The sequence below is a fragment of the Xanthobacter autotrophicus genome, assembly GCF_005871085.1.
Lineage (GTDB): Bacteria > Pseudomonadota > Alphaproteobacteria > Rhizobiales > Xanthobacteraceae > Xanthobacter > Xanthobacter autotrophicus.
In genome coordinates this window covers 327,536-348,777 of sequence record NZ_VAUP01000031.1, presented here as the reverse complement: position 1 = coordinate 348,777, position 21,242 = coordinate 327,536, and the positions used below count along the sequence as shown (strand labels likewise).

The following is a 21,242-nucleotide window of genomic DNA, read 5'->3' as shown; positions in this document are numbered from 1 at the left end:
CCCCCGCCGCGGGATCGCCGGGCGGCCTTCCCGCGCAAAGCCCCATGCCGCTTCGAATCATTGCGCGGCAGGACAGTCGCCTTAGGCGGAGCGGAGCCTCTGGTTTATGAAAACGCAAGACGTAGCTGCCATTTTTCGACCGCCACGTTTTTGACTGTCTGGGCCGCTACCCGATGGCGGCCACGCTTGTGAGCCGGATGCGTCTGGAAAGAATCGGAACCATTTCCGCTTAGACCAACCGCGCTCTCGTCCGGCTCGCCTGAAGGGCCTTGGTGAAATAGGAGAAGCCATGACGCTTCCTCGTGTCCATCCGACGCTCCTGGGCGTGTTTCTCACCTGCGCGCTCGCGGCCCCCGCCGCTGCGCAGGGACAGCCCCAGTCCAAGTCCGTGGCGCAGTTCGGGGATTGGAGCGTCTACGTCTCCACCGTCAGCCCGAAGGTGTGCTACGCCATCTCCCAGCCCAAGACCCGCGCGCCGGAAGGCCTCAAGCGCGATCCGGCGTTCTTCTTCGTCTCCACCCGCCCCAGCGAGAACGTGAAGAACGAGGTGACCGTCACCATGGGCTTCCCGCTGAAGGAGGGCTCCGACGCGACACTCACCGTCGGTAGCATGACGCTGCAGCTCTACACCAAGAACGAAGGCGCCTGGGTGCGCAACGTGGCGGACGAGGCCAAGCTGGTGGATGCCATGCGGCGCGGCAAGGACCTCCAGGTCGTCTCCACCTCGCTGCGCGGCAATCCCACCACTGACAAATATTCCCTGACCGGCCTCGGTCAGGCCCTCGACCGGGCGGCGCAGGAGTGCAAGTGACGCCGGGTTGAGAGCAACGCCGGTGCAAGGGTGACACGGCAGCACATATGACGGGGCCGGGCGCGTTCGAACCGCACCGGCCCCGATTTCGCCTTGCTCCCGTGGCCTGAAGGATGCGAGCCATTTGCACCTTCATCCCGCGCAGCCTAACCTGCGTCAGCCGCAGCCGGGCGAGCATCACACGACCATGACCGACCTTCCCCTTCTCGACACCGACGGCGACCCCGCCTCCACCCGCGTGGTGGTGGCCATGTCGGGCGGGGTGGATTCGTCCGTGGTCGCCGGCCTCTATGCCCGCGCCGGATATGACGTGGTGGGCGTCACCCTCCAGCTCTACGACCATGGCGAGGCCGCCCACCGGCGCGGCGCCTGCTGCGCGGGGCAGGACATCTACGACGCCAGTGAGGTCGCCCGCACCCTGGGTATTCCCCACTACGTGCTGGATTATGAAAGCCGCTTCAAGGAAGAGGTGATCGACCGCTTCGCCGCCAGCTATGCCTCGGGCGTCACCCCCATTCCCTGCGTGGACTGCAACCGCACGGTGAAGTTCCGCGACCTGCTCGCCACCGCCGAGGAATTGGGCGCGCGCTACCTCGCCACCGGCCATTATGTGGCGAGCCGCGCGCTGCCGGACGGGCGGCGCGGCCTCTACCGCGCAGCGGAAGAGGCGCGCGACCAGTCCTATTTTCTCTATGCCACCACCGCCGCCCAGCTGGAGCGCCTGCGCTTCCCCCTCGGCGAGATGCGCAAGGCGGACGTTCGGGCGCTGGCGGTCGAATTCGGCCTGCCGGTGGCGGACAAGCCCGACAGCCAGGACATCTGCTTCGTGCCCGGCGGCGATTACGCCCAGGTGGTGCAGCGCCTGCGACCCGAGGCCGCCGAGCCCGGCGACATCGTGCATCTGGACGGCCGCGTACTCGGCCGCCATCGCGGCGTCATGCATTACACGATCGGCCAGCGGAAGGGCCTCGGCATCGCCACGCCGGAGCCGCTCTATGTGATCGCCATCGATGCGGGGCGGCAGGAAGTTCGGGTCGGCCCGCGCGCGGCGCTCACGGTCAGCGCCATCGCCATCGACGACGTGAACTGGCTGGGCGACATGCCCTTCGCCGAGGCGCTGGCGCGAGAGGCCGACGTTTATGTGAAGGTCCGGTCAACCCGCCCCCCGGTGCCGGCGCATCTTGCACGCGCGGCGGATGGGTCCCCGGAGGTGCATCTGGCGGTAGGCGAAGAGGGCGTTGCGCCGGGACAGGCCTGCGTGCTCTACGATGACGCCGGAGCGGCTGCGCGCCTTCTGGGCGGCGGCACCATCGTGCGGGCGGAACGGGTGGCGAAGAGCGTCGCCGAAGTGGCCTGAGGCAAACGCCGCAAGGCGGGCCTTGAGCCGGGAGAGACTGAGAATGGCGGTCCAGTACGATCTTGAGGGACAGAAGCGCGCCTACGCCAAGTGGGCGCCCATCTATGACAAGGTCTATGTGAAGCTGCTGGCGGACGCCCAGCGCAAGGCCGCCGCCGCCGCCGCCGCCTGCGGCCCGCGCATCCTGGAAGTGGGCGTGGGCACCGGGCTGGTCCTGCCCTATTATCCCAAGGGCACGCAGGTGACCGGCATCGACCTGTCGTTCCACATGCTGCAGAAGGCGGTGGACAAGAAGGTGGAGCGCGGCCTGTCCCAGGTCGGCCTGCTCGCCGCCATGGACGCCTGCAATCTCGGCTTTGCCGACGAAAGCTTCAACGCCGTCACCGTGCCCTTCGTCATCACCCTGGTGCCGGACCCGGAAGGCGCGCTCGACGAGATGTACCGGGTGCTGAAGCCCGGCGGAGAGATCGTGATCGCTTCCAAGCTCGGGGCGGACGAGGGCGCCACCATGCATATCGAGGCGGCGCTCGCCCCGCTGGTGAAGAAGGTGGGCTGGAGCATCGCCTTCAAGGCCAGCCGCCTGCGCAACTGGGCGGCGCGCTATCCCGACATGGAAGTGATCGAGATTTCGCCGGTATTCCCGGTGGGCTTCTTCAAGCTGGTGCGCATCAAGAAACGGGCGCGCTGATCCGGCCTCAGCGGGAGCGGTGCAGCGGTGGAAATCGGGTGCGGGGCATCGTTCCGCGCCCTCCGCTTTCTTGACACCCGCGCCACACCGCCCCTATATGCGCGTCTCTCCGCGTGGCAGCGTAGCTCAGTTGGTGAGAGCGCCGGATTCATAACCCGGAGGTCGGCGGTTCAAATCCGCCCGCTGCTACCACATACCTCTGATTTCCCATACACCATCCGCGCAATCCTCCTCCCATCCCACGCATGGGCCGCCACGCATGGACGGGGGCCGCGCAGTTGCAGGCGCAGCGGGAGCGGTGGTGAGTGGGACCCCGCCGCGACATCACACAACGGACGGTGACTATGGGGACGGCGGCTCCGGCAGACCGCTTGCCAGGTACGCCGGAGCGCCTTTGTGGGCCGGCCTTAGCCCATAACGAAAGCCGTCACTCCACGGCGTGCAGGGTCGACATGTCCGGCTGCTGTCCGGCCAAATCGGGCGCGGCGGCGCTCACCACCACCTGGTCGCGTCCCACCGCCTTGGCGCGGTAGAGCGCCGCGTCGGCGGCGACGATCAGGTCGTCCGGCCGGCTGACGTGGTCGGGAAAGGCTGCGATGCCGATGGAGGCGGTGATGCCGTCCAGCACTCCGCCCGACCAGAGCACGCGCAGGCTGCGCACCGCCTGGAGCAGGTGGTTCGCCACCGCGAGCGCCCCGTCCGGCCCGGTATTGGGCAGCAGCAGCAGGAATTCCTCGCCGCCGTAGCGGGCGATGATGTCGCTCTGACGGGTGTTGGCGCGCAGCACGTCGCCGATGGCGCGCAGCACCGCGTCCCCGGCCTCGTGGCTGTGGGTGTCGTTGATCTGCTTGAAATGGTCGAGGTCGATGAGCGCCACCGACAGCGGCCGCCCGTCCCCCGCGATGCCGGCAATCTGCAACGCCAACGCGTCCTCCACGAAGCGGCGGTTTCCGAGGCCGGTGAGCGGATCACGCAGGGCCTGGCCGCGCAATTGCTCGCGCAGATCGATATTGGCGAGGGCGAGGGACACCTGCTCGGCCAGCATGGTGGCAAGCTGCAAGGCCGAGGCGCTGGCCCCCTCCGCCGCCGGTTCGCGATAGAGCAGACCCAGAAGACGATTGCGCGCGATCAGCGGCTGGCACACATGATTCGGGACGCCGCCCTCGCCGACGGCCCCCGCCACATGGTCGCAGACGAGGCCTCGGCTCGCCTCGGAGACGGGGAAGGCCTGTCCCCGGCGCAGCGCCCAGCATGCGTCAGGGGCAAAGGAGGCCAGATCGGCGCGGGGAACGCCCCAGCGGCCGCCGCGCACCACCTGGGCCCGCTTGCGGTTGAGCACATAGACGGCGCCGGCCTCGTCCGGGAACAGCCGCGCCGCATAGGCCTGGACCGAGGCGAAGACCTCGTCCATGGACTGGCAGGATTGCAGGATGGAGCTCAGCTCGGCGAGGAGGGTGATCTCCATGGTGCGCGCCTCGGCGGCATCGACGAGACGGATGAGATGGGCATTGGCCTCGTGCAGCGCCTGCTCATGGCCGCGCCGCTCGGCCTCCACGGCGAGCGCGTCGGTCTTGTCCTGCATCACCCACAACACCTCCCCGTCGCCCCGGCGCCCCTGGAGGAACAAGGGACGCCCGAACGCATCCACCACCACGGGCGGGCGATCGGGACATTTGAGGTGCAGTTCCAGCGCGGCAGTGCCGCCCGCGGCGATGGCGGCGAGGGCCGCCTCGAAGGCAGCGGCATCCTCCGGTCGCGCCGCGAGATCTGCGAGGTCGAGACCGGCCAGGGCTTCAGGCGGGCGACCGCACAGGTCTCCCATGCGGTGATTGCCGCGCACCACCGTCCGCCCGCGGGTGAACAGGATGCCCGCGAGCGGATTTTCCACCAGCGCCCGCTGCTCGGCATCGAGCGCGCCGAGGCTGCGGGACAGCCGGCCCGCGCGCATGAGCGACAGCGCCATGCCGGCCAAAAGCAGGCTGATGACCGAGCCGCTCGCCAGCACCACGGTTGGAATGGTCGGGTCGGCCGCGTAGCTCGATCCCGCCCGCGCCGCGAAATGCAGCAGCCACAGCCGGTCGCCCACCACCAGGGACCGTTCGGCGGCGATGCCGATCGGCACCTCCGCCACAGGGGTCACCACCTGCAGGTTCGGCTCACGGCTGTCGAACAGCAGCACGGCGGTGGCGGACGGGTCCGCCGGCTCGGCAGTGACAGCGCCTTCCGAGGTCACGCGGGCATAGCCGCGATCGAGTACCCGCACATTCATCTGCTGGAGGGTGCGGGCATCGAGCACGCCGCGCATGAGATCGTTGGCGCGATAGACGGCGGCGGCAAAGCCCAGCAGGGCGTTGCGGCGCTGGTCCACGGTGGCGGTCAGCTCCCCCGCCTTGTAGAGCGGCGCGCGCAGGATGAAGCCGAGCCCGCCGCTCTCGTCCTGCAACAGCTTGACCGGGGGCGTGGCGACGATGCGCCCGGTGTCCCCGCCGCGCACCAGGCTGTCGAGCTGCGCCGGGTTGGAGCCCACGTCGAAGCCCAGCACCCGCTCATTGCCCCGCATGGGCTCCACGAACTGGATGACATTGTAGACTGGGCGCGGCCCGGCCGGATGGACGGTGTAACTCGGCTGGCCGCGCGGATCGACGCTGGTGTCTGTGCGCGTCTCGGCGATGAAGGCGTCGAGGCCTTCCGGCGTCACGTGGCGCAGCACCTGGAGCGCCTCGAAGCCCGGATAGCGCCGCACCAGGTCGAGCACGTCCACATAGCGCTGGAACTGGGCGCGGTCGATGCGTCCCACCGAGGCATAGAGCCCCTGCATGCTCACCAGCACTTCGGCGTGGGCCCGCACCCGCTCGCCAACGGCCGAGGCCATCTCGGCGGTATCGGCCGAAAACCGGCCCTGGGTATTGGAGTGGATGATGTGCCGTGCCAGCGACCCGGCCGCCCACGTCGCCGCAAGGCCCGCGGCGAAGATCGCCGCCGCCACCGCGCCCGCGCGCCAGTTCAGCAGCTTCCGGTCCTGAGGTCCCATGGCGCGCGCTTTATCCCCCGGAGTGGTGCGGCTGACGCGCAGACAGATGGGTGCATATAAACCAGAAGGTGGCACCGTGCACAATTACCGCCATCGCATCGCATCATCGGGCCGGAAATCCCACCGGCCCTGAGCGGGCGTGCCGGGGACGGCCCTTCATGCCTCTCCCCTCCCCCTGACATCTTTGCTATCCAGTGCCTCCCCCGCCGAGCGGCGCGCCAGACGCCGGGCGTGGGGCCGTTATCCCGAGGAGCCACGCCATGCTGACCACCACCGCCCCCTTCGACCGCATCGGCGAGGAGAACGCCTTCGCCGTGCTGGCGCGCGCCACGGCGCTGGCCGGGCAAGGGCGGTCCATCCTCAACCTGGGCATCGGCCAGCCGGACTTCCGCACCCCGGACCACGTCGTCGAGGCCGCCGTGAAGGCGCTGCGCGACGGCCAGCACGGCTATACGCCCTCGGTGGGCATCCTGCCCCTGCGCGAGGCGGTGGCCGCCGACCTCAACCGCCGCTACGGCGTGGAGGTTGACCCGGACCTGGTCATGATCATGCCAGGCGGCAAGGTCACCATGTATGCGGCCATCCGCCTGTTCGGCGAGCCGGGGGCGGAGATCCTCTATCCGGACCCCGGCTTCCCCATCTACCGCTCCATGATCGAGCATACCGGCGCCACCCCCGTCCCGGTGCCGATCCGCGAGGCCAACGGCTTCGCCTTCTCGGCGGAGGAGACGCTGGCGCTGATCACCCCGCGCACGCGCCTGCTCATCATCAACTCGCCGGCCAATCCCACCGGCGGCGTCACCCCGGCAGCCGAGATCGACAAGCTGGTGAAGGGCCTTGCCGCCCACCCCCATGTGGCGGTGATGTCAGATGAGATCTACGACCGCTTCCTGTTCGACTGCGAGGAACACCGCACCCTTCTGGCCTATCCGCAGATCCGCGACCGGCTGATCCTGCTCAACGGCTGGTCCAAGACGTATGCCATGACCGGCTGGCGCCTCGGCTATTCCATCTGGCCGAAGGACCTCTACGACAAGGTGCGCAAGCTGGCGGTCAATTGCTGGAGCTGCGTGAACGCCGCCACCCAATATGCCGGCATCGCCGCCCTTGAAGGCCCGCAGGATGCTGTGGAGGCCATGACGGCCGAGTTCGACGCCCGCCGCCGCATCGTCGTGGAAGGGCTGAACGCCCTGCCGGGCGTGCGCTGCGCGACGCCCAAGGGCGCCTTCTACGCCTTCCCCAACGTGTCCGGCGCCGGCTGGAGCGAAGCCAAGAAGCTTGCCTCCGCCCTGCTGGAGGAGGCCGGCGTGGCGGTCATCGGCGGGCCGGATTTCGGCGTTTATGGCGAAGGCTATCTCCGGCTGTCCTATGCCACCTCGCGGGAGAATATCACGGCGGCGCTGGCGCGCATGGGCGACTTCCTCGCCGCCAACCGCAAGGTGGCCTGAGGCGTGGCGGCGCGCACCGCGCGGGGGCGCTGGCTTGGCCTGGCCGTCCTCGCGCTCGCGCTGAGCCCGTTGATCATGCTCGCCATCGCCCCACCGCCGGATCCGCCTGTCGCGCCAGGACTGACCGAGCCCGCACCGGCGGACAGCGCGGTCGACACCATGTCCGCTCCCGCCTTGTCAGAGGATCCGGCATCGATCGTTCAGGCAGCCCCCGAGGCGGCTGAAGCGGTGCACGCCCCCGCCCCGTCCGCCGGCCGCGGCGCCGCTGCGCCCGCCCCTGAACGCTGGTCCGGCTCGCCGGCCTGTCCGAAGGAGAAGATTTCGGGCGGGCAGTACAACCGCTGCCTGTTCGAGGCCACCCGCACCTCCGAGCAGGCACTGGAGGCCGAGCTTGCCAACGCCTTCACCGTGATCGAGGCGCGGAACGACCTCCAGGGCGTCCAGCGCGCGCGGTGGAAGACCATGCTGGATGAGGCCCAGTCGCGCTTCCTGCTCTACCGCAATTTCGACTGCCAGAGCGTCGCCCCGTTCGAGGGGCCGCGCGGCATCGGCAATTTCGAGCAGCGCGCCCTGTGCCTCATGGAGGCCAACACTCGCCGTGCCGGCGAGCTGCGCGCCCGCTACGGCCGTCCGCCGGCACCCGGCGGCGCGGCGGCTCTTGCGCAGGGCCCCCAGGACCGCCCGGGAACCTGGACCCACACCGTACCCCCGCTGGCGGAATAGCCGCCCACGCGGGCCATTGACCTAACGGAAGTGCGTTTCCCTTGGTGCCACACGGATTTACCAGCAACACGCCGACACGTCGCGGGCGGGGAAAGACCGGCGCTCTCGCCCCTCGCGGATGTATTAAAATACAATAAAAACGATTTGATCGCCGCTCAGGTGTTGCTAGGGTCGCCCCGTCAGGTGGGGAAAAATCGGCGGAGGCGCTCGTGTCCAAGGTGGTTTGCGTGGGTGAGGTCATGGTGGAGCTGGCCCGCGGGTCCGACGGGCGCTTCGGCCTTGCTTATGGCGGCGACACCTTCAACACGGCGGTCTATCTCGCCCGCGCCGGTGTGGACGTGGCCTATGCCACCGCGCTCGGGGACGACCCCTTCTCCTCCGAAATTCTTGCCCTCGGCGCCGCGGAAGCGGTGGACATGAGTCTCGTGCCCCGCCTCAGGGGCCGGGTGCCGGGGCTCTATCTCATCACCACCGACGATGCCGGCGAGCGTAGCTTCAATTACTGGCGCGACACCGCCCCCGCCCGAACCCTGTTCGAGGCCGAGGGCTGGCAGCAGGTGGCGGCGGCGCTGGTGGATGCGCGCGCCGTCTATTTCTCCGGCATCACCCTGTCGCTTTATTCAAACCAGGGCCTCGGCCGCTTCCTCGCGGCGCTGGAAATGGCTGGCAGCACCACCCAGGGTCGGCGACTGCAGGTCTTCGACGGCAATTTCCGCCCGCGCAACTGGGGCGGCGACCTCAACCGCGCGCGCACCGTGTTCGCCGAGGCGCTGAAGCGCTCGTCCATGGCCCTGCCCACCTTCGAGGACGAGGTAGCCCTGTGGGGCGATGCCTCCCCCGCCGCCACCATCGAGCGCATGACCACGTATGGCCTGACCGAAGTGGTGGTGAAGAACGGAGCAGCCGGCGCCCTTGTCCATGCGGATGGGCGCACGGTGGAGGTGCCGGTGGAGCGCGCGGTCGCCCCTCTCGACACCACCGGCGCCGGCGACAGCTTCAATGCAGGCTATCTCTCCGCCCGCCTGCAGGGCGCCCGCCCCGAGGAGGCCGCCCGCGCCGGCCATCGCCTCGCCGCGGAGGTGATCATGCACCGGGGCGCCATCATTCCCCGCGCCATCCACGAGGGCATGCGGCCGCACTGAAGCCCCAGCCAGCGACGGACCTTGGGGCACCCCGCGTGAATCCGGGAGCAGCCCTGCATCTTCAAGGTGGAACTCCAAGTGGAAAGCGCGAGCCGAAGGCATTATGTGTGACGCCATGATGTCCACTTCCGAGACCGCGCCCGACGCCACCACGCCCGAAGCTGCGCCCATGCCGGTGATCGGCGCGCCTGCGCCCCTGCCCTCCCTCATCGGCCTCGACCGGGACAAGCTGGGCGCGGCGCTCGACGCTATTGGCGTGCGCGGCTCCGACCGGCGCATGCGGGTGAACCAGCTCTGGCACTGGATCTACCTGCGCGGCGCCACCGACTTTGCGGAGATGACCAACGTCTCCAAGCACCTGCGCGCCGATCTCGCCGCCGCCTACTCGCTGGCGCGGCCGGAGATCGTGATGGAGCAGGTGTCCCAGGACGGCACCCGCAAGTGGCTGCTGCGCTTTCCGGCCGACCATCCGGGCGAGCGGCCCCATGACATCGAGACCGTCTACATCCCCGAAAGTGATCGCGGCACGCTCTGCGTCTCCAGCCAGGTGGGCTGCACGCTCAACTGCTCGTTCTGCCACACCGGCACCCAGCGGCTGGTGCGCAACCTCACCGCGGCCGAGATCGTGGCGCAGGTGATGGTGGCCCGCGACCGCCTCGGCGACTATCCCGGCCGCGACCGCGCGGTGGGTCCCGGCCTGCCCACCGAGGGCGATCGGCTGGTCACCAACATCGTCTTCATGGGCATGGGCGAGCCGCTCTATGCCTATGACAGCGTGAAGGAAGCCATCGAGACCCTGTCGGACGGCGATGGCCTCGGCCTCGGCCGGCGGCGCATCACGGTGTCCACCTCCGGCGTGGTGCCGGAGATCGAGCGGCTGGGCGCCGAGGTCGGCCCCATGCTCGCCATCTCGCTCCATGCGGTGCGGGACAAGCTGCGCGACGAACTGGTGCCCATCAACAAGAAATACCCCATCGCCGAGCTGATGGAGGCGTGCCGCACCTATCCCGCCGCCTCCAACGCCAAGCGGATCACCTTCGAATACGTCATGCTCAAGGGCGTGAACGACAGCCCCGCCGACGCCAGGGCGCTGGTGAAGCTGCTGGAAGGGGTGCCGGCCAAGATCAACCTGATCCCCTTCAACCCCTGGCCGGGCACGCAGTATGAATGCTCCGACTGGGAGACCATTGAGCGCTTCTCGGACATCGTGTTCCGCGCCGGCTATGCGAGCCCGGTGCGCACGCCGCGCGGCCGCGACATCCTTGCCGCCTGCGGCCAGCTGAAGAGCGAGAGCGAGAAGCTTTCGGCCCGCGAGCGCCTCGCCTTGCGCGCCATGATGGCGCAGGACGAATAGGCCGGCCCGTCGGGACCTTGTCGCGCGAAGCCGATAGGCTCCGCGCGGGCCGGGCAAACAGGCTGAGGAGACCATCATGCTGGACCATGTGGGCATTTCCGTGCGCGATATGGAGCGCTCGCGCGCCTTCTACCTCGCCGTCCTCGCCCCCCTCGGCTACGGCATCGTCATGGAGGCGAACCCGCCGGGCGGCCATGCCTATGTGGGCTTCGGCGCCGGCAAGCCGGAATTCTGGATCGGCGACGCGCCCATCGCCACCGGACATCTGCACGTAGCATTTGCCGCCACGAGCAGGGCGGCGGTGGACGCCTTTTACGCAGCGGCGCTTGCCAACGGCGGGCGCGACAACGGCGCACCGGGGCTGCGGCCCCATTATCACCCGCATTATTACGGTGCCTTCGTCTTTGATCCCGACGGCCTCAACGTGGAAGCCGTCTGCCACCTTCCGGAATGACGGAACCTGTATGGACAATTTCGCCCGCCTGTTGCTGCGCCTCATTCTGGTACCGGTCGGCTATCTCGCCGCGGTGATGGCGGGCTCGGCTGTCATTCTCATCGGCGAATGGCGCATCGGCACCCTGTTCGAGGCGACCCAGCCGGATGCGGCGGCGCTGGGCTTCGTCATCGCCATCGTCGCCTCGGCCACGGTGCTGGTGGTGCTCCTGTCCCTCATGTGGCTGGTGGCGGCGGTGGGCATCCTGTTCTCCGAGGCCTTCGCGGTGCGCTCCTGGATGTTCCATGCCGCCAATGGCGTGGTCTCCGCCTGGATCGGATCGCAGCTTTTCGCCCCCGCCGACGGCACGCCGGCCGTGGCCTCCGACCCGTTCTACGTGGTGGCCGCCGGCCTTGCGGCGGGGCTCGCCTACTGGCTGGTGGCCGGCTCCACCGCCGGCTTTTTCAAGCCGATCCTGCGGTCGCCGGCCGAGCGGGCGGGGCGACTTCCTCCACCGCCACCCCAGCCCGAACTGCCACCCCCGGCGGCATGACGAGGCGCACCGGCCGGGCGGCCTCCCAACAATCCTTTGATTCCGCGCCCCGTTCCGGCTAAGGCTCCCCCTCCCAGCCGCGCGAACGCCAAGATGCAAACTCAACCCCCGCTTTCGCTCGCCGACCTGCGCTCCGAGATCGACCGCATCGACGAGGCCATGCACCGCCTCCTCATGGAGCGCAGCGCGATCATTGACCGCCTGGTGCAGGTGAAGCGCACCGCAGGCGCGGAAAGCGGCTCGGCCTTCCGCCCGGCCCGCGAAGCCGACATGATGCGCCGGCTGGTGGAGCGCCACCACGGCCTCTTGCCCCTCGACACGGTGGAGAGCATCTGGCGCGTCATCATCGCCACCTTCACCTATGTGCAGGCGCCTTATTCGGTCCATGCCGACCTTGCCGTGGGCGAGCCAGCCATGCGCGACAGCGCCCGCTTCCATTTCGGCTTCACCGTGCCGTTCGTACCCCACATGGGTGCGCGGGGGGTGATCGACGCGGTGAAGTCCTCCAAGGGCGACCTCGGCCTCATCGCCGCCGTCGCCCCCGGCGCCGGGGACCCGTGGTGGACGGCGCTGGAGGCGGAGGGCGCCCCCAAGATCATCGCCCGCCTGCCGTTCGTGGAGCGCGCGGACCATCCCGCCGGGTTGCCGGTGTTCGTGGTCTCCCACCCCATCGATGATGCCGCCGTGCGCGAGGTCCGCGTCTATTCGCTGCGCGTCACCGGATGGAGCGCGGCGGCGGGCCGTGGCATACCCGCCTTCGCCGAAGTGGTGGTGGCGCCCGATGAAGCGCTAGACGGCGCGGCGCTCCTCGCTTCGCTGCCCCCCGGCCATGGGGTGGACGAGGTGATCACCGCCCTCACCGAGGCCGGTGCCGGCGTCCGCGCCGTCGCTGAGGTCGGCAGCCACGCCGCCATCCACAGGGTGGGGGCGGAAACGTAAGGGTAGACTGCCAAGGGCCGCCGGGCGGCCCGATCCGTCAGGTTCTGGAGTATGTTGAGATGACCGCCGTGCTGAAAGACCCGATCCCCGCTCCCGGCCGCCCCGAGCCGCGGCCCGGCGTGCTCGCCATCGAGGCCTATGTGCCCGGCAAGAGCCACGCCCCCGGGGTGGACAAGGTCTTCAAGCTCTCCTCCAACGAGACCCCGCTCGGCCCGAGCGAGAAGGCGCTCGCCGCCTTCGCCGAAGCCGGCCGCAAGCTGGAAGACTATCCGGACGGCTCCGCCACCGTGCTGCGTCAGGCCATCGCCACGGCCTACGGGCTCGATCCCGCGCGCATCATCTGCGGCGCCGGATCCGACGAAATCCTGAACCTCGTGGCCCACACCTATGTGGGGCCGGGCGACGAGGTGATCTTCAGCGAGCACGGCTTCCTCGTCTACAAGATCGCGACGCTGGCCTCCGGCGGCACCCCTGTGGTGGCGAAGGAGCGCGACCTCACCGCCGACGTGGACGCCATCCTCGCGCTGGTGACGCCGCAGACGCGGCTCGTCTTCCTTGCCAACCCCAACAATCCCACCGGCACCTACCTGCCGTTCGACGAAGTGCGCCGCCTGCACGCCGGCCTGCCCGCCAACGTGCTCCTGGTGCTGGACGCGGCCTATGCCGAATATGTCCGCCGCAACGACTACGAGACCGGGCTCGAACTGGCGCTCACCGCAGACAACGTGCTGATGAGCCGGACCTTCTCCAAGATCCACGGCCTTGCTGCCCTGCGCATCGGCTGGGCGGTGGGCCCGGCCCATGTGATCGACGCCATGAACCGGGTGCGCGGCCCGTTCAACATGAACACCCCGGCCCTGCTCGCCGGCGCCGCCGCCATCGCGGATGCCGCCCACGTGGAAAAGGCGGTGGCGCACAATGCGCGCTGGCTGCCGTGGCTGACGGAGCAGATCGAGGGGCTGGGCCTGAAGGTCACGCCCTCGGTCGCCAACTTCCTGCTCATCCACTTCCCCGACACCCCCGGCCGCACGGCGAAGGAGGCGGATGCCTTCCTGATGAAGCGGGGCCTGGTGCTGCGGCAAGTGGCGTCCTACGGCCTGCCACACGCCCTGCGCATGACGGTGGGCACGGAGGAGGCCAACCACCTGGTGGTGGCCGCCCTCGCGGACTTCATGTCGGGCAACGGGCCGGCGGGGCAGGAAACCGGGGGCAAGAACAAGTGATCCGCCCGCTCGTTCCCCGCCTCGCCATCATCGGGGCGGGGCTCATCGGCTCGTCGCTGGCCCGCGCGGCGCGTGAGAAGCATCTCGCCGGCACCATCGTGGTGGCCGATCGGGACGCCGCCGTCTGCGCCCGCGTGCGCGAACTGGGCTTTGCCGACGAGGTGACCCAGAGCGCCGCCGAGGCCGCCAGGGACGCCGACATCGTCATCGCCTGCGTGCCCGTGGGCGCCTCCGGCGCGGTGGCGGCCGAGGTGGGGCCGCACCTGAAGCCGGGCGCCATCCTCTCGGACGTGGGCTCGGTGAAGGCGTCGGTGGTGGAGGCCATGGCCCCCTTCGTGCCGGCCCATGCCCATCTGGTGCCGGCCCATCCCGTGGCGGGCACGGAGTTTTCCGGCCCGGACGCCGGCTTTGCCGCCCTGTTCGAGAACCGCTGGTGCATCGTCACCCCGCCGGAGGGGGCCGATCCCGCCGCGGTGGACCGCATCGTCGCCCTGTGGCGAGCGGCTGGAGCGAACGTGGAGACCATGAGCGCCCAGCACCATGACCTGGTGCTCGCCATCACCAGCCATGTGCCGCACCTCATCGCCTACAACATCGTGGGCACGGCGGCGGAGCTGGAGGAGACGCTGACCTCCGAGGTGATCAAGTTCTCGGCCGGCGGCTTCCGCGACTTCACCCGCATCGCCTCGTCCGACCCCACCATGTGGCGCGACGTGTTCCTCTCCAACCGCGAGGCCGTGCTGGAGATGCTCGGCCGCTTCACGGAAGACCTCACCGCCCTCCAGCGCGCCATCCGCTATGGCGACGGCGACGCCCTGTTCGAGCATTTCACCCGCACGAGGGCCATCCGCCGCTCCATCATCGAGCAGGGCCAGGAGACCGCCGCCCCTGATTTCGGCCGTCGCGCCGCCGAAAAGCCCAAGCACGAGCAGAGCTGACGAGCAGAGCTGACACAGCTGAAGCCGGGCAAGGGGATAACCGAGCCGCCGCCGTAGCGGCAGGCGCCGCTGTCACGCCACCGGCAAGAAACTGTGCCACTGGGGCGTGCCACTCTTCCGCCGAAGTCCGGGGCGAGGTGATAGCCGGATCGGATTCGCCGATGCGCCCGCACAGGCGGCATCGACGGACCGGTGAATGAGGACGATTGCCGATGACGCCGCGCACCGTGACGGTCGCCCTGAGCCTTGTGACCGCGCTCCTGTTCGCCGCTCTGGCGCCGCGCCCGGCGCAGGCGCATCCCCATGTGTGGGTCACCATGAAGAGCGAGCTGGTCTATGACGCCAGCGGCCGCCTCACCGGGGTGAAACAGATCTGGACCTTCGACGATGCCTTCTCCGCCTTCGCTTTGCAGGGCATGGATAAGCAGAAGGACGGCAGCTACGGCGACGATGTGCTCAAGCCCCTCGCCGAGGTGAACGTCACGTCCCTGAAGGAATACAATTATTTCGTCGTGGGCAAGACTGCGACGGCCAAGCTCGCCTTCAAGGACCCCATCGATTATTTCCTGACCTACGAGAATGAGCTGCTCACCCTTCATTTCACCCTGCCGCTGGAAAAGCCGGTGGCGGCGAAGGGGACAACCTCCCTTGAGATCTACGATCCCACCGCCTTCGTCTCCTTCTCCTTCAACGAGAAGGATCCGGTAAAGCTGGTGGCCGCTCCGGCCGGCTGCACCCAGGAGGTGATCTCCCCGGAGCCGCCGGCGAGTGGGACGCTGAACGAGGCCTTCTTCTCCAATCTCACCTCGGCCAGCACCTATGGCGCCCAGTTCGCCGACAAGATCACGGTGAAGTGCCCGTGAGCGATATCACCGTGAAAGCGCCGGCCGGGGCTGGACGGCCCCTGCGCCGGATCGCCGTGCTGCTGCTGGGCCTGACCGCCGCCCTCGCCTTTGCCTTGCTGGCGGCGCTGGTGCTGTATCCGGACCTCGCCTTCGCGCAGGGCTTCGGCCCGGCCCCCAAGGCGACGCCCTTCGGCCTCGGCGGCGGCGCCCAGCCCACCGGCATTGCCGGCTTCATCCTCGCCAAGCAGGCGGAATTCTACCGCGCGCTGGTGCAGGCGGTGCGCGCCAGCAAGCAGGACGGCAACGCCACCTTCCTCCTTGCCGGCCTGTCCTTCGCCTATGGCGTGTTCCATGCCGCCGGCCCCGGCCACGGCAAGGCGGTCATCTCCTCCTACCTGCTGGCCGATGGCGGCACGCTGAAGCGCGGCGCGGTGCTGGCGCTGGCCTCGGGCATGGTGCAGGCCATCGTCGCCATTGCCTTCGTCGGCGTGCTGGCGCTGGCGCTGAACGCCACCGCCGTGTCCATGGCGCAGGCCATGAACTGGGTGGAGATCGTGGCCTATGGCGGCATCGGCGTGTTCGGCCTTTATCTCGCGATCGTGAAAGGCCGGGCGCTGGTTGCTGCGGCGCGGGGCGAGAGCGCCCACGTCCACGGCGCCGATTGCGACTGCGGCGATATCCACGCCCCCGATCCAGCCCTGCTGGAGGGCAAGGGCGGCTGGAAGCGGGCGGCGGTGGCGGTGGTGTCCGCCGGCGCGCGGCCGTGCTCGGGCGCCATCCTGGTGCTGACTTTCGCCCTCGCGCAGGGCGTGTTCATGAGCGGCGTCGCCTCCGCCTTCGCCATGGGCCTCGGCACCGCGCTGATGGTGACGGCCATCGCCGCCATCGCGGTCTATGGCAAGCGCCTCGCAGTGCGGCTCGCCGGCCGCGACGACCGGCGCGCGGTGCTGCTGCGCCTCGGCGTGGAACTGGGGGCGGCGATCCTGGTGATGGCCTTCGGCTTCGCCCTGCTCACCGGCTATCTCCAGAGCGAGCGGCTGCTGCCGGGCTGAGCCAGCATAACCATGCTGCATCGCCGTGAGGCAGATGCCGCATTGCGCCAAAATTCGCCACGCCCGTCTTTTAAGCAATTTCGTTGCGCCTTGACTTAGAACAACGAAATTGCCGGGTGCGACACTCCGTGCCAGCCTAAGGTCGAACGGCTGCGACGGTTTGCCCCCGTCCGCGCCGCGCCCGCCTGGAGGCGCCCATGGCCCTGACGCCGGTCTCGCTCGACGACAAATACGACCTCACCCAGGACCGCGTCTTCGTCTCGGGGACGCAAGCGCTGGTGCGCCTCGCCTTGATGCAGAAGGAGCGCGACCGCCGCGCCGGCCTCAATACCGCAGGCTATGTCACCGGCTACCGCGGCTCGCCGCTGGGCGGGCTCGACCAGCAGTTCCTGAGGGCCGAGAAGCTCCTGAACATCAACGACATCAAGTTCCAGTCCGGCCTCAACGAAGACCTTGCCGCAACGGCCCTTTGGGGCTCCCAGCAGGCCGAACTTCGGGGCGAAGGCAAGTATGATGGCGTTTTCGGCCTCTGGTACGGCAAGGGGCCGGGGGTGGACCGCTCCGGCGACGTGTTCCGCCATGCCAATAATGCGGGCACCTCCCGCCATGGCGGCGTGCTCGCCCTCATGGGCGACGACCACACCTGCGAATCATCCACTACCGCCCACCAGAGCGAATTTCATTTCGTCGACGTGATGATCCCCGTGCTGAACCCGGCCGGGGTGCAGGAGATCATCGACTACGGCCTCTATGGCTGGGCCCTGTCCCGCTTCTCCGGCGCCTGGGTGGGCCTGAAGGCGGTGAAGGACACCATCGAGAGCACCGGCATCGTGGACGGGCGGCTGGACCGGGTGCGCATCGAGCCGGCGCTGGGGTTCCAGATGCCCCCGGGCGGGCTCAACATCCGCCTCGGCGACACGCCGCTGGCACAGGAGGAGCGGCTTCAGGAATACAAGCGCGACGCGGTGCTGCACTTCCTGCGCGCCAATCGGCTTAATCGGTTCATCACCTCGGGCGGATCGCGGCCGCGCATCGGCATCGCCACCGTGGGCAAGTCCTATCTGGACGTGCGGCTCGCGCTGGACGAGCTGGGCATCGACGAAGTGCGCGCCAACGATCTCGGCCTGCGCATCTGGAAAGTGGCCTGCCCTTGGCCGCTGGAGACGGAGGGCCTGAAGGAGTTTGCCCGCGGCCTCGACCTCATCATGGTGGTGGAGGAGAAGCGCTCCCTCATCGAGGTGCAGGTGCGCGAGGAGCTGTACGGCACCGCCAACCAGCCGGTCTGCATCGGCAAGAAGGACGAGGAGGGCCGCTGGCTGTTCCCGGTGAAGGGGGCGCTGGACCCCAACGACATCGCCATCCAGCTCGGCCGCCGGCTGCTCGCCTATGGCGACATCCCGGACATCGCGGCCCGTGTCGCCGAGCTGGAGGAGGCCCAGCGCGTGCTGGCCGCCACCTCGGACGTGGCCACCCGCATCCCCTATTTCTGCTCCGGCTGCCCGCACAATTCCTCCACCAAGGTTCCGGAAGGCATGCGCGCTTATGCCGGCATCGGCTGCCACTACATGGTGCAGTGGATGGACCGGGAGACCACCGGCTTCACCCAGATGGGCGGCGAGGGCGCCAACTGGATCGGGGAATCCTCCTTCTCCAAACGCCCCCACGTCTTCCAGAATCTCGGCGACGGCACCTACAACCATTCGGGCTACCTCGCCCTGCGCGCCGCGTGCGCGGCCAAGGTGAATGTTACCTACAAGATCCTGTTCAACGACGCTGTGGCCATGACCGGCGGCCAGAAGCACGACGGCGACCTCACCGTTCCGGTCATCGCCCGTCAGGTGGCGGCGGAGGGTGTCGAGCGGGTCGTGGTGGTCACCGACGAGCCGGGCAAATACGCGCCGACCACCCTGTGGCCCACCGGCCTCACCATCCACCACCGGGACGAGCTGGATGCGGTGCAGCGGGAGCTGGCGGCCATCCCCGGCGTCACCGTGCTGATCTACGACCAGACCTGCGCCTCCGAGAAGCGCCGCCGCCGGAAGCGCGGCCAGTATCCCGACCCGGACAAGCGGGTTCTCATCAATGAGCGGGTATGCGAGGGCTGCGGCGATTGCGGCGTGAAATCCAATTGTGTCTCGGTGCAGCCGCTGGAGACCGAGTGGGGCCGCAAACGGGAGATCGACCAGTCCTCCTGCAACAAGGACTTCTCCTGCGTGAACGGCTTCTGCCCCTCCTTCGTCACCGTGAAGGGGGCCAAGCCCAAAAAGGCGGCCGGGGCTGCCGGCGTGGCGGGGGACTGGCCGGCGCTGCCGGAGCCGGCCCATCCTGAGATCCATGGCACCTACGGCATCATCGCCACGGGCGTCGGCGGCACCGGCGTGGTCACCATCGGCGCCATCCTCGGCATGGCGGCGCATCTGGAAGGCAAGGCCTGCGGCATGATCGACATGGCCGGCCTCGCCCAGAAGGGCGGCGCGGTCTACAGCCACATCCGCCTTGCTAACGACCCCGCCGACATCACCGCCATCCGCGTGCCGGCGCGCGGGGCGGACGTGGTGCTGGGCGGCGACCTGGTGGTGGCGGGCACCAAGAAGGTGCTGGCGGCGGTGAAGCCCGGCAAGACCATCGTGGTGGTGAATACCCATGAGGTGCTGCCGGGCGATTTCACCCGCAACGCCGATTATTCGCTGCCCACCGAGCGCATCAAGCGCACCATTCGCGACCTCGCGGGCAGCGAGATGACCCATTTCATCGAGGCCAGCCGACTGGCCCAGGCCCTGTTCGGCAACGCCTTGGCGCAGAACATCTTCATGGTGGGCTATGCCTACCAGTTCGGCGCCCTGCCCCTGTCGGCGGAGGCCATCGAGCGGGCCATCGAGCTGAACGGCGAGGCGGTGGCCATGAACAAGACCGCCTTCCTGTGGGGACGCCGCGCCGCCCATGATCCGGCGGCGGTGGAACAAGTGGCGACGCCGAAGGGCGAGACCGCCAGCGACGCCCGCCGCCTCTCGGCCAGCCTCGAAGAGGTGATCGCCCGCCGCGTCGCTGAGCTGACCCTCTATCAGGATGCCACCTATGGGCAGCGCTATGCCCGGCTGGTGGAGAAGGTGCGCGCCGCCGAGGCGCAGAAGGCTCCGGGACGGGGCGGGCTGACCGAGGCGGTGGCGAAAAACCTGTTCAAGCTCATGGCCTATAAGGACGAATACGAGGTCTCCCGGCTCTATGCGGACGGTGCCTTCCAGGCCCAGGCCGCAGCCGCCTTCGACGGGGACCTCACCTTCGAGTTCCACCTCGCGCCTCCGCTGCTGGCCCGGCACGATCCCGTCACCGGCGAGCCGCGGAAGATGACGCTGGGTCCCTGGATGATGCGGGCCTTCGGTCTGCTGGCCAAGCTGAAGGGGCTGCGCGGCACGCCGTTCGACCCGTTCGGCTACACCGCGGAACGGCGCACCGAGCGCGCGCTCATCGGCGCCTATGAGAAGACGGTGGAGGAATTGATCGCCGGCCTCGATGGCGCAAGCCATGCCGTCGCGGTCGCCATCGCGGCGCTGCCGGAGAAGATCCGCGGCTTCGGTCCTGTGAAGGCGCGCAATCTGGCGGCGGTGCAGGCGGAGGAAGCCGAGCTTCTCGCCCGCTTCCGCGCCCCGCCGCAGGCGCCTGCCGTAGCGGCGGAATAGGCGGCGGACAAGCGGACGGTGGGGAGCTTCCCGACCGACTGCACCGAAGCGTCGGGGCAGAGGAAGCCGTTTCAGGGGCCGGACGCGCCGGCCCCTGAAACGTCAGGGTTCAGTTGCCGGCGAGCTCAGTTGGCGGCGAGCATGGCGTTCAGCTCGGCGCGGAACTCCGCCTCGATGTCCGGGCGGGACAGGGCATAGGCGACGTTCGCCATGAGGAAGCCGATCTTCGAGCCGCAATCATAGATGGCGCCGTCGAAGCGCACCGCGAAGAACGGGTCGGTTTCCTTCAGCTTCAGCATGGAATCGGTGAGCTGGATCTCGTTGCCGGCGCCGCGCTCCTGCTTGGCGAGCAGCTCGAAGATGGCCGGCTGGAGGATGTAGCGGCCGGAAATGGCGAGGTTGCTCGGCGCGGTGCCGGCCTTGGGCTTTTCCACCATCTGGGTGATGGCCTTGGCGCCCTTGGCCTTCTCCTCGCCGACGCCGACGATGCCATACTGGTGGGTCTGGTCGTCCGGCACCTCGTAGACTGCGACCAGATTGCCCCCGGTTTCATTATAGGCTTCTACCATGGAGCCGAGGCATCCCTGGCCATTCTTCGGCATGTGCAGCATGTCGGGCAAAAGCAGCGCGAACGGCTCGTCGCCGATGATCTCGCGGGCGCACCACACCGCATGGCCAAGGCCCAGCGGCAGCTGCTGGCGGGTGAAGGAGGTGGTGCCGGGCTTCGGCGTGTCGCGGTCGAGCTGCGCCAGCTCCTTGGTCTTGCCGCGCTCCTCGAGGGTGCGCTCCAGCTCGAACTGGCGGTCGAAATGATCCTCGATCACCGCCTTGTTGCGGCCGGTGACGAACACGATGTGCTCGATGCCGGCGGCGCGCGCCTCGTCCACCACGTGCTGGACCACCGGACGGTCCACGACGGTGAGCATTTCCTTCGGCACCGCCTTGGTGGCCGGTAGGAAGCGGGTGCCGAGACCCGCGACAGGAAGGATCGCCTTACGAATGGGTTGACGCATCAATTCTGCCCCTTC

At 68.8% G+C, this 21,242-nt stretch carries 17 protein-coding genes and 1 tRNA gene; 16 read left to right on the top strand and 2 right to left on the bottom strand.

What is annotated here, in order from left to right; translation table 11 throughout:
- The first annotated feature begins 289 nt into the window (after positions 1–289).
- From FBQ73_RS15560 to FBQ73_RS15545, 4 genes are all read left to right on the top strand, one after another.
- Positions 290–811 (top strand): invasion associated locus B family protein, encoded by a 522-nt coding sequence (locus FBQ73_RS15560; protein ID WP_138400390.1) that lies wholly within the window; start codon positions 290–292, stop codon positions 809–811.
- Between the two features lie 187 nt (positions 812–998).
- Positions 999–2,168, top strand: coding sequence for a tRNA 2-thiouridine(34) synthase MnmA (gene mnmA, locus FBQ73_RS15555; RefSeq protein WP_138400389.1), 1,170 nt, complete (start codon positions 999–1,001; stop codon positions 2,166–2,168).
- Positions 2,169–2,211: 43 nt separating this feature from the next.
- Positions 2,212–2,856: a class I SAM-dependent methyltransferase gene (locus FBQ73_RS15550; protein ID WP_138400388.1), complete on the top strand. Its 645-nt coding sequence runs from the start codon at positions 2,212–2,214 to the stop codon at positions 2,854–2,856.
- 115 nt (positions 2,857–2,971) lie between these two features.
- Positions 2,972–3,048 (top strand) — tRNA-Met (locus tag FBQ73_RS15545).
- 235 nt (positions 3,049–3,283) lie between these two features.
- Here FBQ73_RS15545 and FBQ73_RS15540 read toward each other — a convergent pair.
- Entirely contained in the window at positions 3,284–5,887 is a 2,604-nt protein-coding gene (locus FBQ73_RS15540; RefSeq protein WP_138400387.1) for a sensor domain-containing diguanylate cyclase, read from the bottom strand.
- A gap of 260 nt (positions 5,888–6,147) precedes the next feature.
- Here FBQ73_RS15540 and FBQ73_RS15535 point away from each other — a divergent pair, with 260 nt between their 5' ends.
- The 12 genes from FBQ73_RS15535 (at position 6,148) to FBQ73_RS15480 (ending at position 20,214) form a co-directional block, all read left to right on the top strand.
- Positions 6,148–7,335: a pyridoxal phosphate-dependent aminotransferase gene (locus FBQ73_RS15535; RefSeq protein ID WP_138400386.1), complete on the top strand. Its 1,188-nt coding sequence runs from the start codon at positions 6,148–6,150 to the stop codon at positions 7,333–7,335.
- 3 nt (positions 7,336–7,338) lie between these two features.
- Complete coding sequence (locus tag FBQ73_RS15530) at positions 7,339–8,058, top strand: lysozyme inhibitor LprI family protein (protein ID WP_246089724.1); 720 nt, start codon at positions 7,339–7,341, stop codon at positions 8,056–8,058.
- A 209-nt stretch (positions 8,059–8,267) separates the two neighbouring features.
- Positions 8,268–9,200: a sugar kinase gene (locus tag FBQ73_RS15525; RefSeq protein WP_138400385.1), complete on the top strand. Its 933-nt coding sequence runs from the start codon at positions 8,268–8,270 to the stop codon at positions 9,198–9,200.
- A 169-nt stretch (positions 9,201–9,369) separates the two neighbouring features.
- Positions 9,370–10,554, top strand: a complete 1,185-nt coding sequence (gene rlmN / locus FBQ73_RS15520; protein ID WP_246089737.1) for a 23S rRNA (adenine(2503)-C(2))-methyltransferase RlmN — start codon at positions 9,370–9,372, stop codon at positions 10,552–10,554.
- A 76-nt stretch (positions 10,555–10,630) separates the two neighbouring features.
- On the top strand, positions 10,631–11,008 hold the full coding sequence (locus tag FBQ73_RS15515; protein ID WP_138400383.1) for a VOC family protein: 378 nt from the start codon (positions 10,631–10,633) through the stop codon (positions 11,006–11,008).
- A 10-nt stretch (positions 11,009–11,018) separates the two neighbouring features.
- On the top strand, positions 11,019–11,540 hold the full coding sequence (locus FBQ73_RS15510; protein ID WP_138400382.1) for a hypothetical protein: 522 nt from the start codon (positions 11,019–11,021) through the stop codon (positions 11,538–11,540).
- A 93-nt stretch (positions 11,541–11,633) separates the two neighbouring features.
- Entirely contained in the window at positions 11,634–12,479 is an 846-nt protein-coding gene (locus FBQ73_RS15505; protein WP_138400381.1) for a chorismate mutase, read from the top strand.
- 59 nt (positions 12,480–12,538) lie between these two features.
- On the top strand, positions 12,539–13,702 hold the full coding sequence (gene hisC, locus FBQ73_RS15500) for a histidinol-phosphate transaminase (protein WP_138400380.1): 1,164 nt from the start codon (positions 12,539–12,541) through the stop codon (positions 13,700–13,702).
- Entirely contained in the window at positions 13,699–14,640 is a 942-nt protein-coding gene (locus tag FBQ73_RS15495; protein WP_138400379.1) for a prephenate/arogenate dehydrogenase family protein, read from the top strand. Before hisC ends, FBQ73_RS15495 begins: the two co-directional genes overlap by 4 nt.
- A 212-nt stretch (positions 14,641–14,852) precedes the next feature.
- Positions 14,853–15,503: a DUF1007 family protein gene (locus FBQ73_RS15490; RefSeq protein WP_138400378.1), complete on the top strand. Its 651-nt coding sequence runs from the start codon at positions 14,853–14,855 to the stop codon at positions 15,501–15,503.
- Positions 15,500–16,537: a nickel/cobalt transporter gene (locus FBQ73_RS15485; protein ID WP_246089723.1), complete on the top strand. Its 1,038-nt coding sequence runs from the start codon at positions 15,500–15,502 to the stop codon at positions 16,535–16,537. The genes FBQ73_RS15490 and FBQ73_RS15485 overlap by 4 nt, the downstream gene beginning before the upstream one ends.
- Positions 16,538–16,734: 197 nt before the next feature.
- Entirely contained in the window at positions 16,735–20,214 is a 3,480-nt protein-coding gene (locus FBQ73_RS15480) for an indolepyruvate ferredoxin oxidoreductase family protein (RefSeq protein WP_138400377.1), read from the top strand.
- Positions 20,215–20,339: 125 nt separating this feature from the next.
- On the opposite strand, the gene galU is transcribed toward FBQ73_RS15480, so the two are convergent.
- On the bottom strand, positions 20,340–21,227 hold the full coding sequence (gene galU / locus FBQ73_RS15475) for a UTP--glucose-1-phosphate uridylyltransferase GalU (protein ID WP_138400376.1): 888 nt from the start codon (positions 21,225–21,227) through the stop codon (positions 20,340–20,342).
- Positions 21,228–21,242 lie beyond the last annotated feature (15 nt).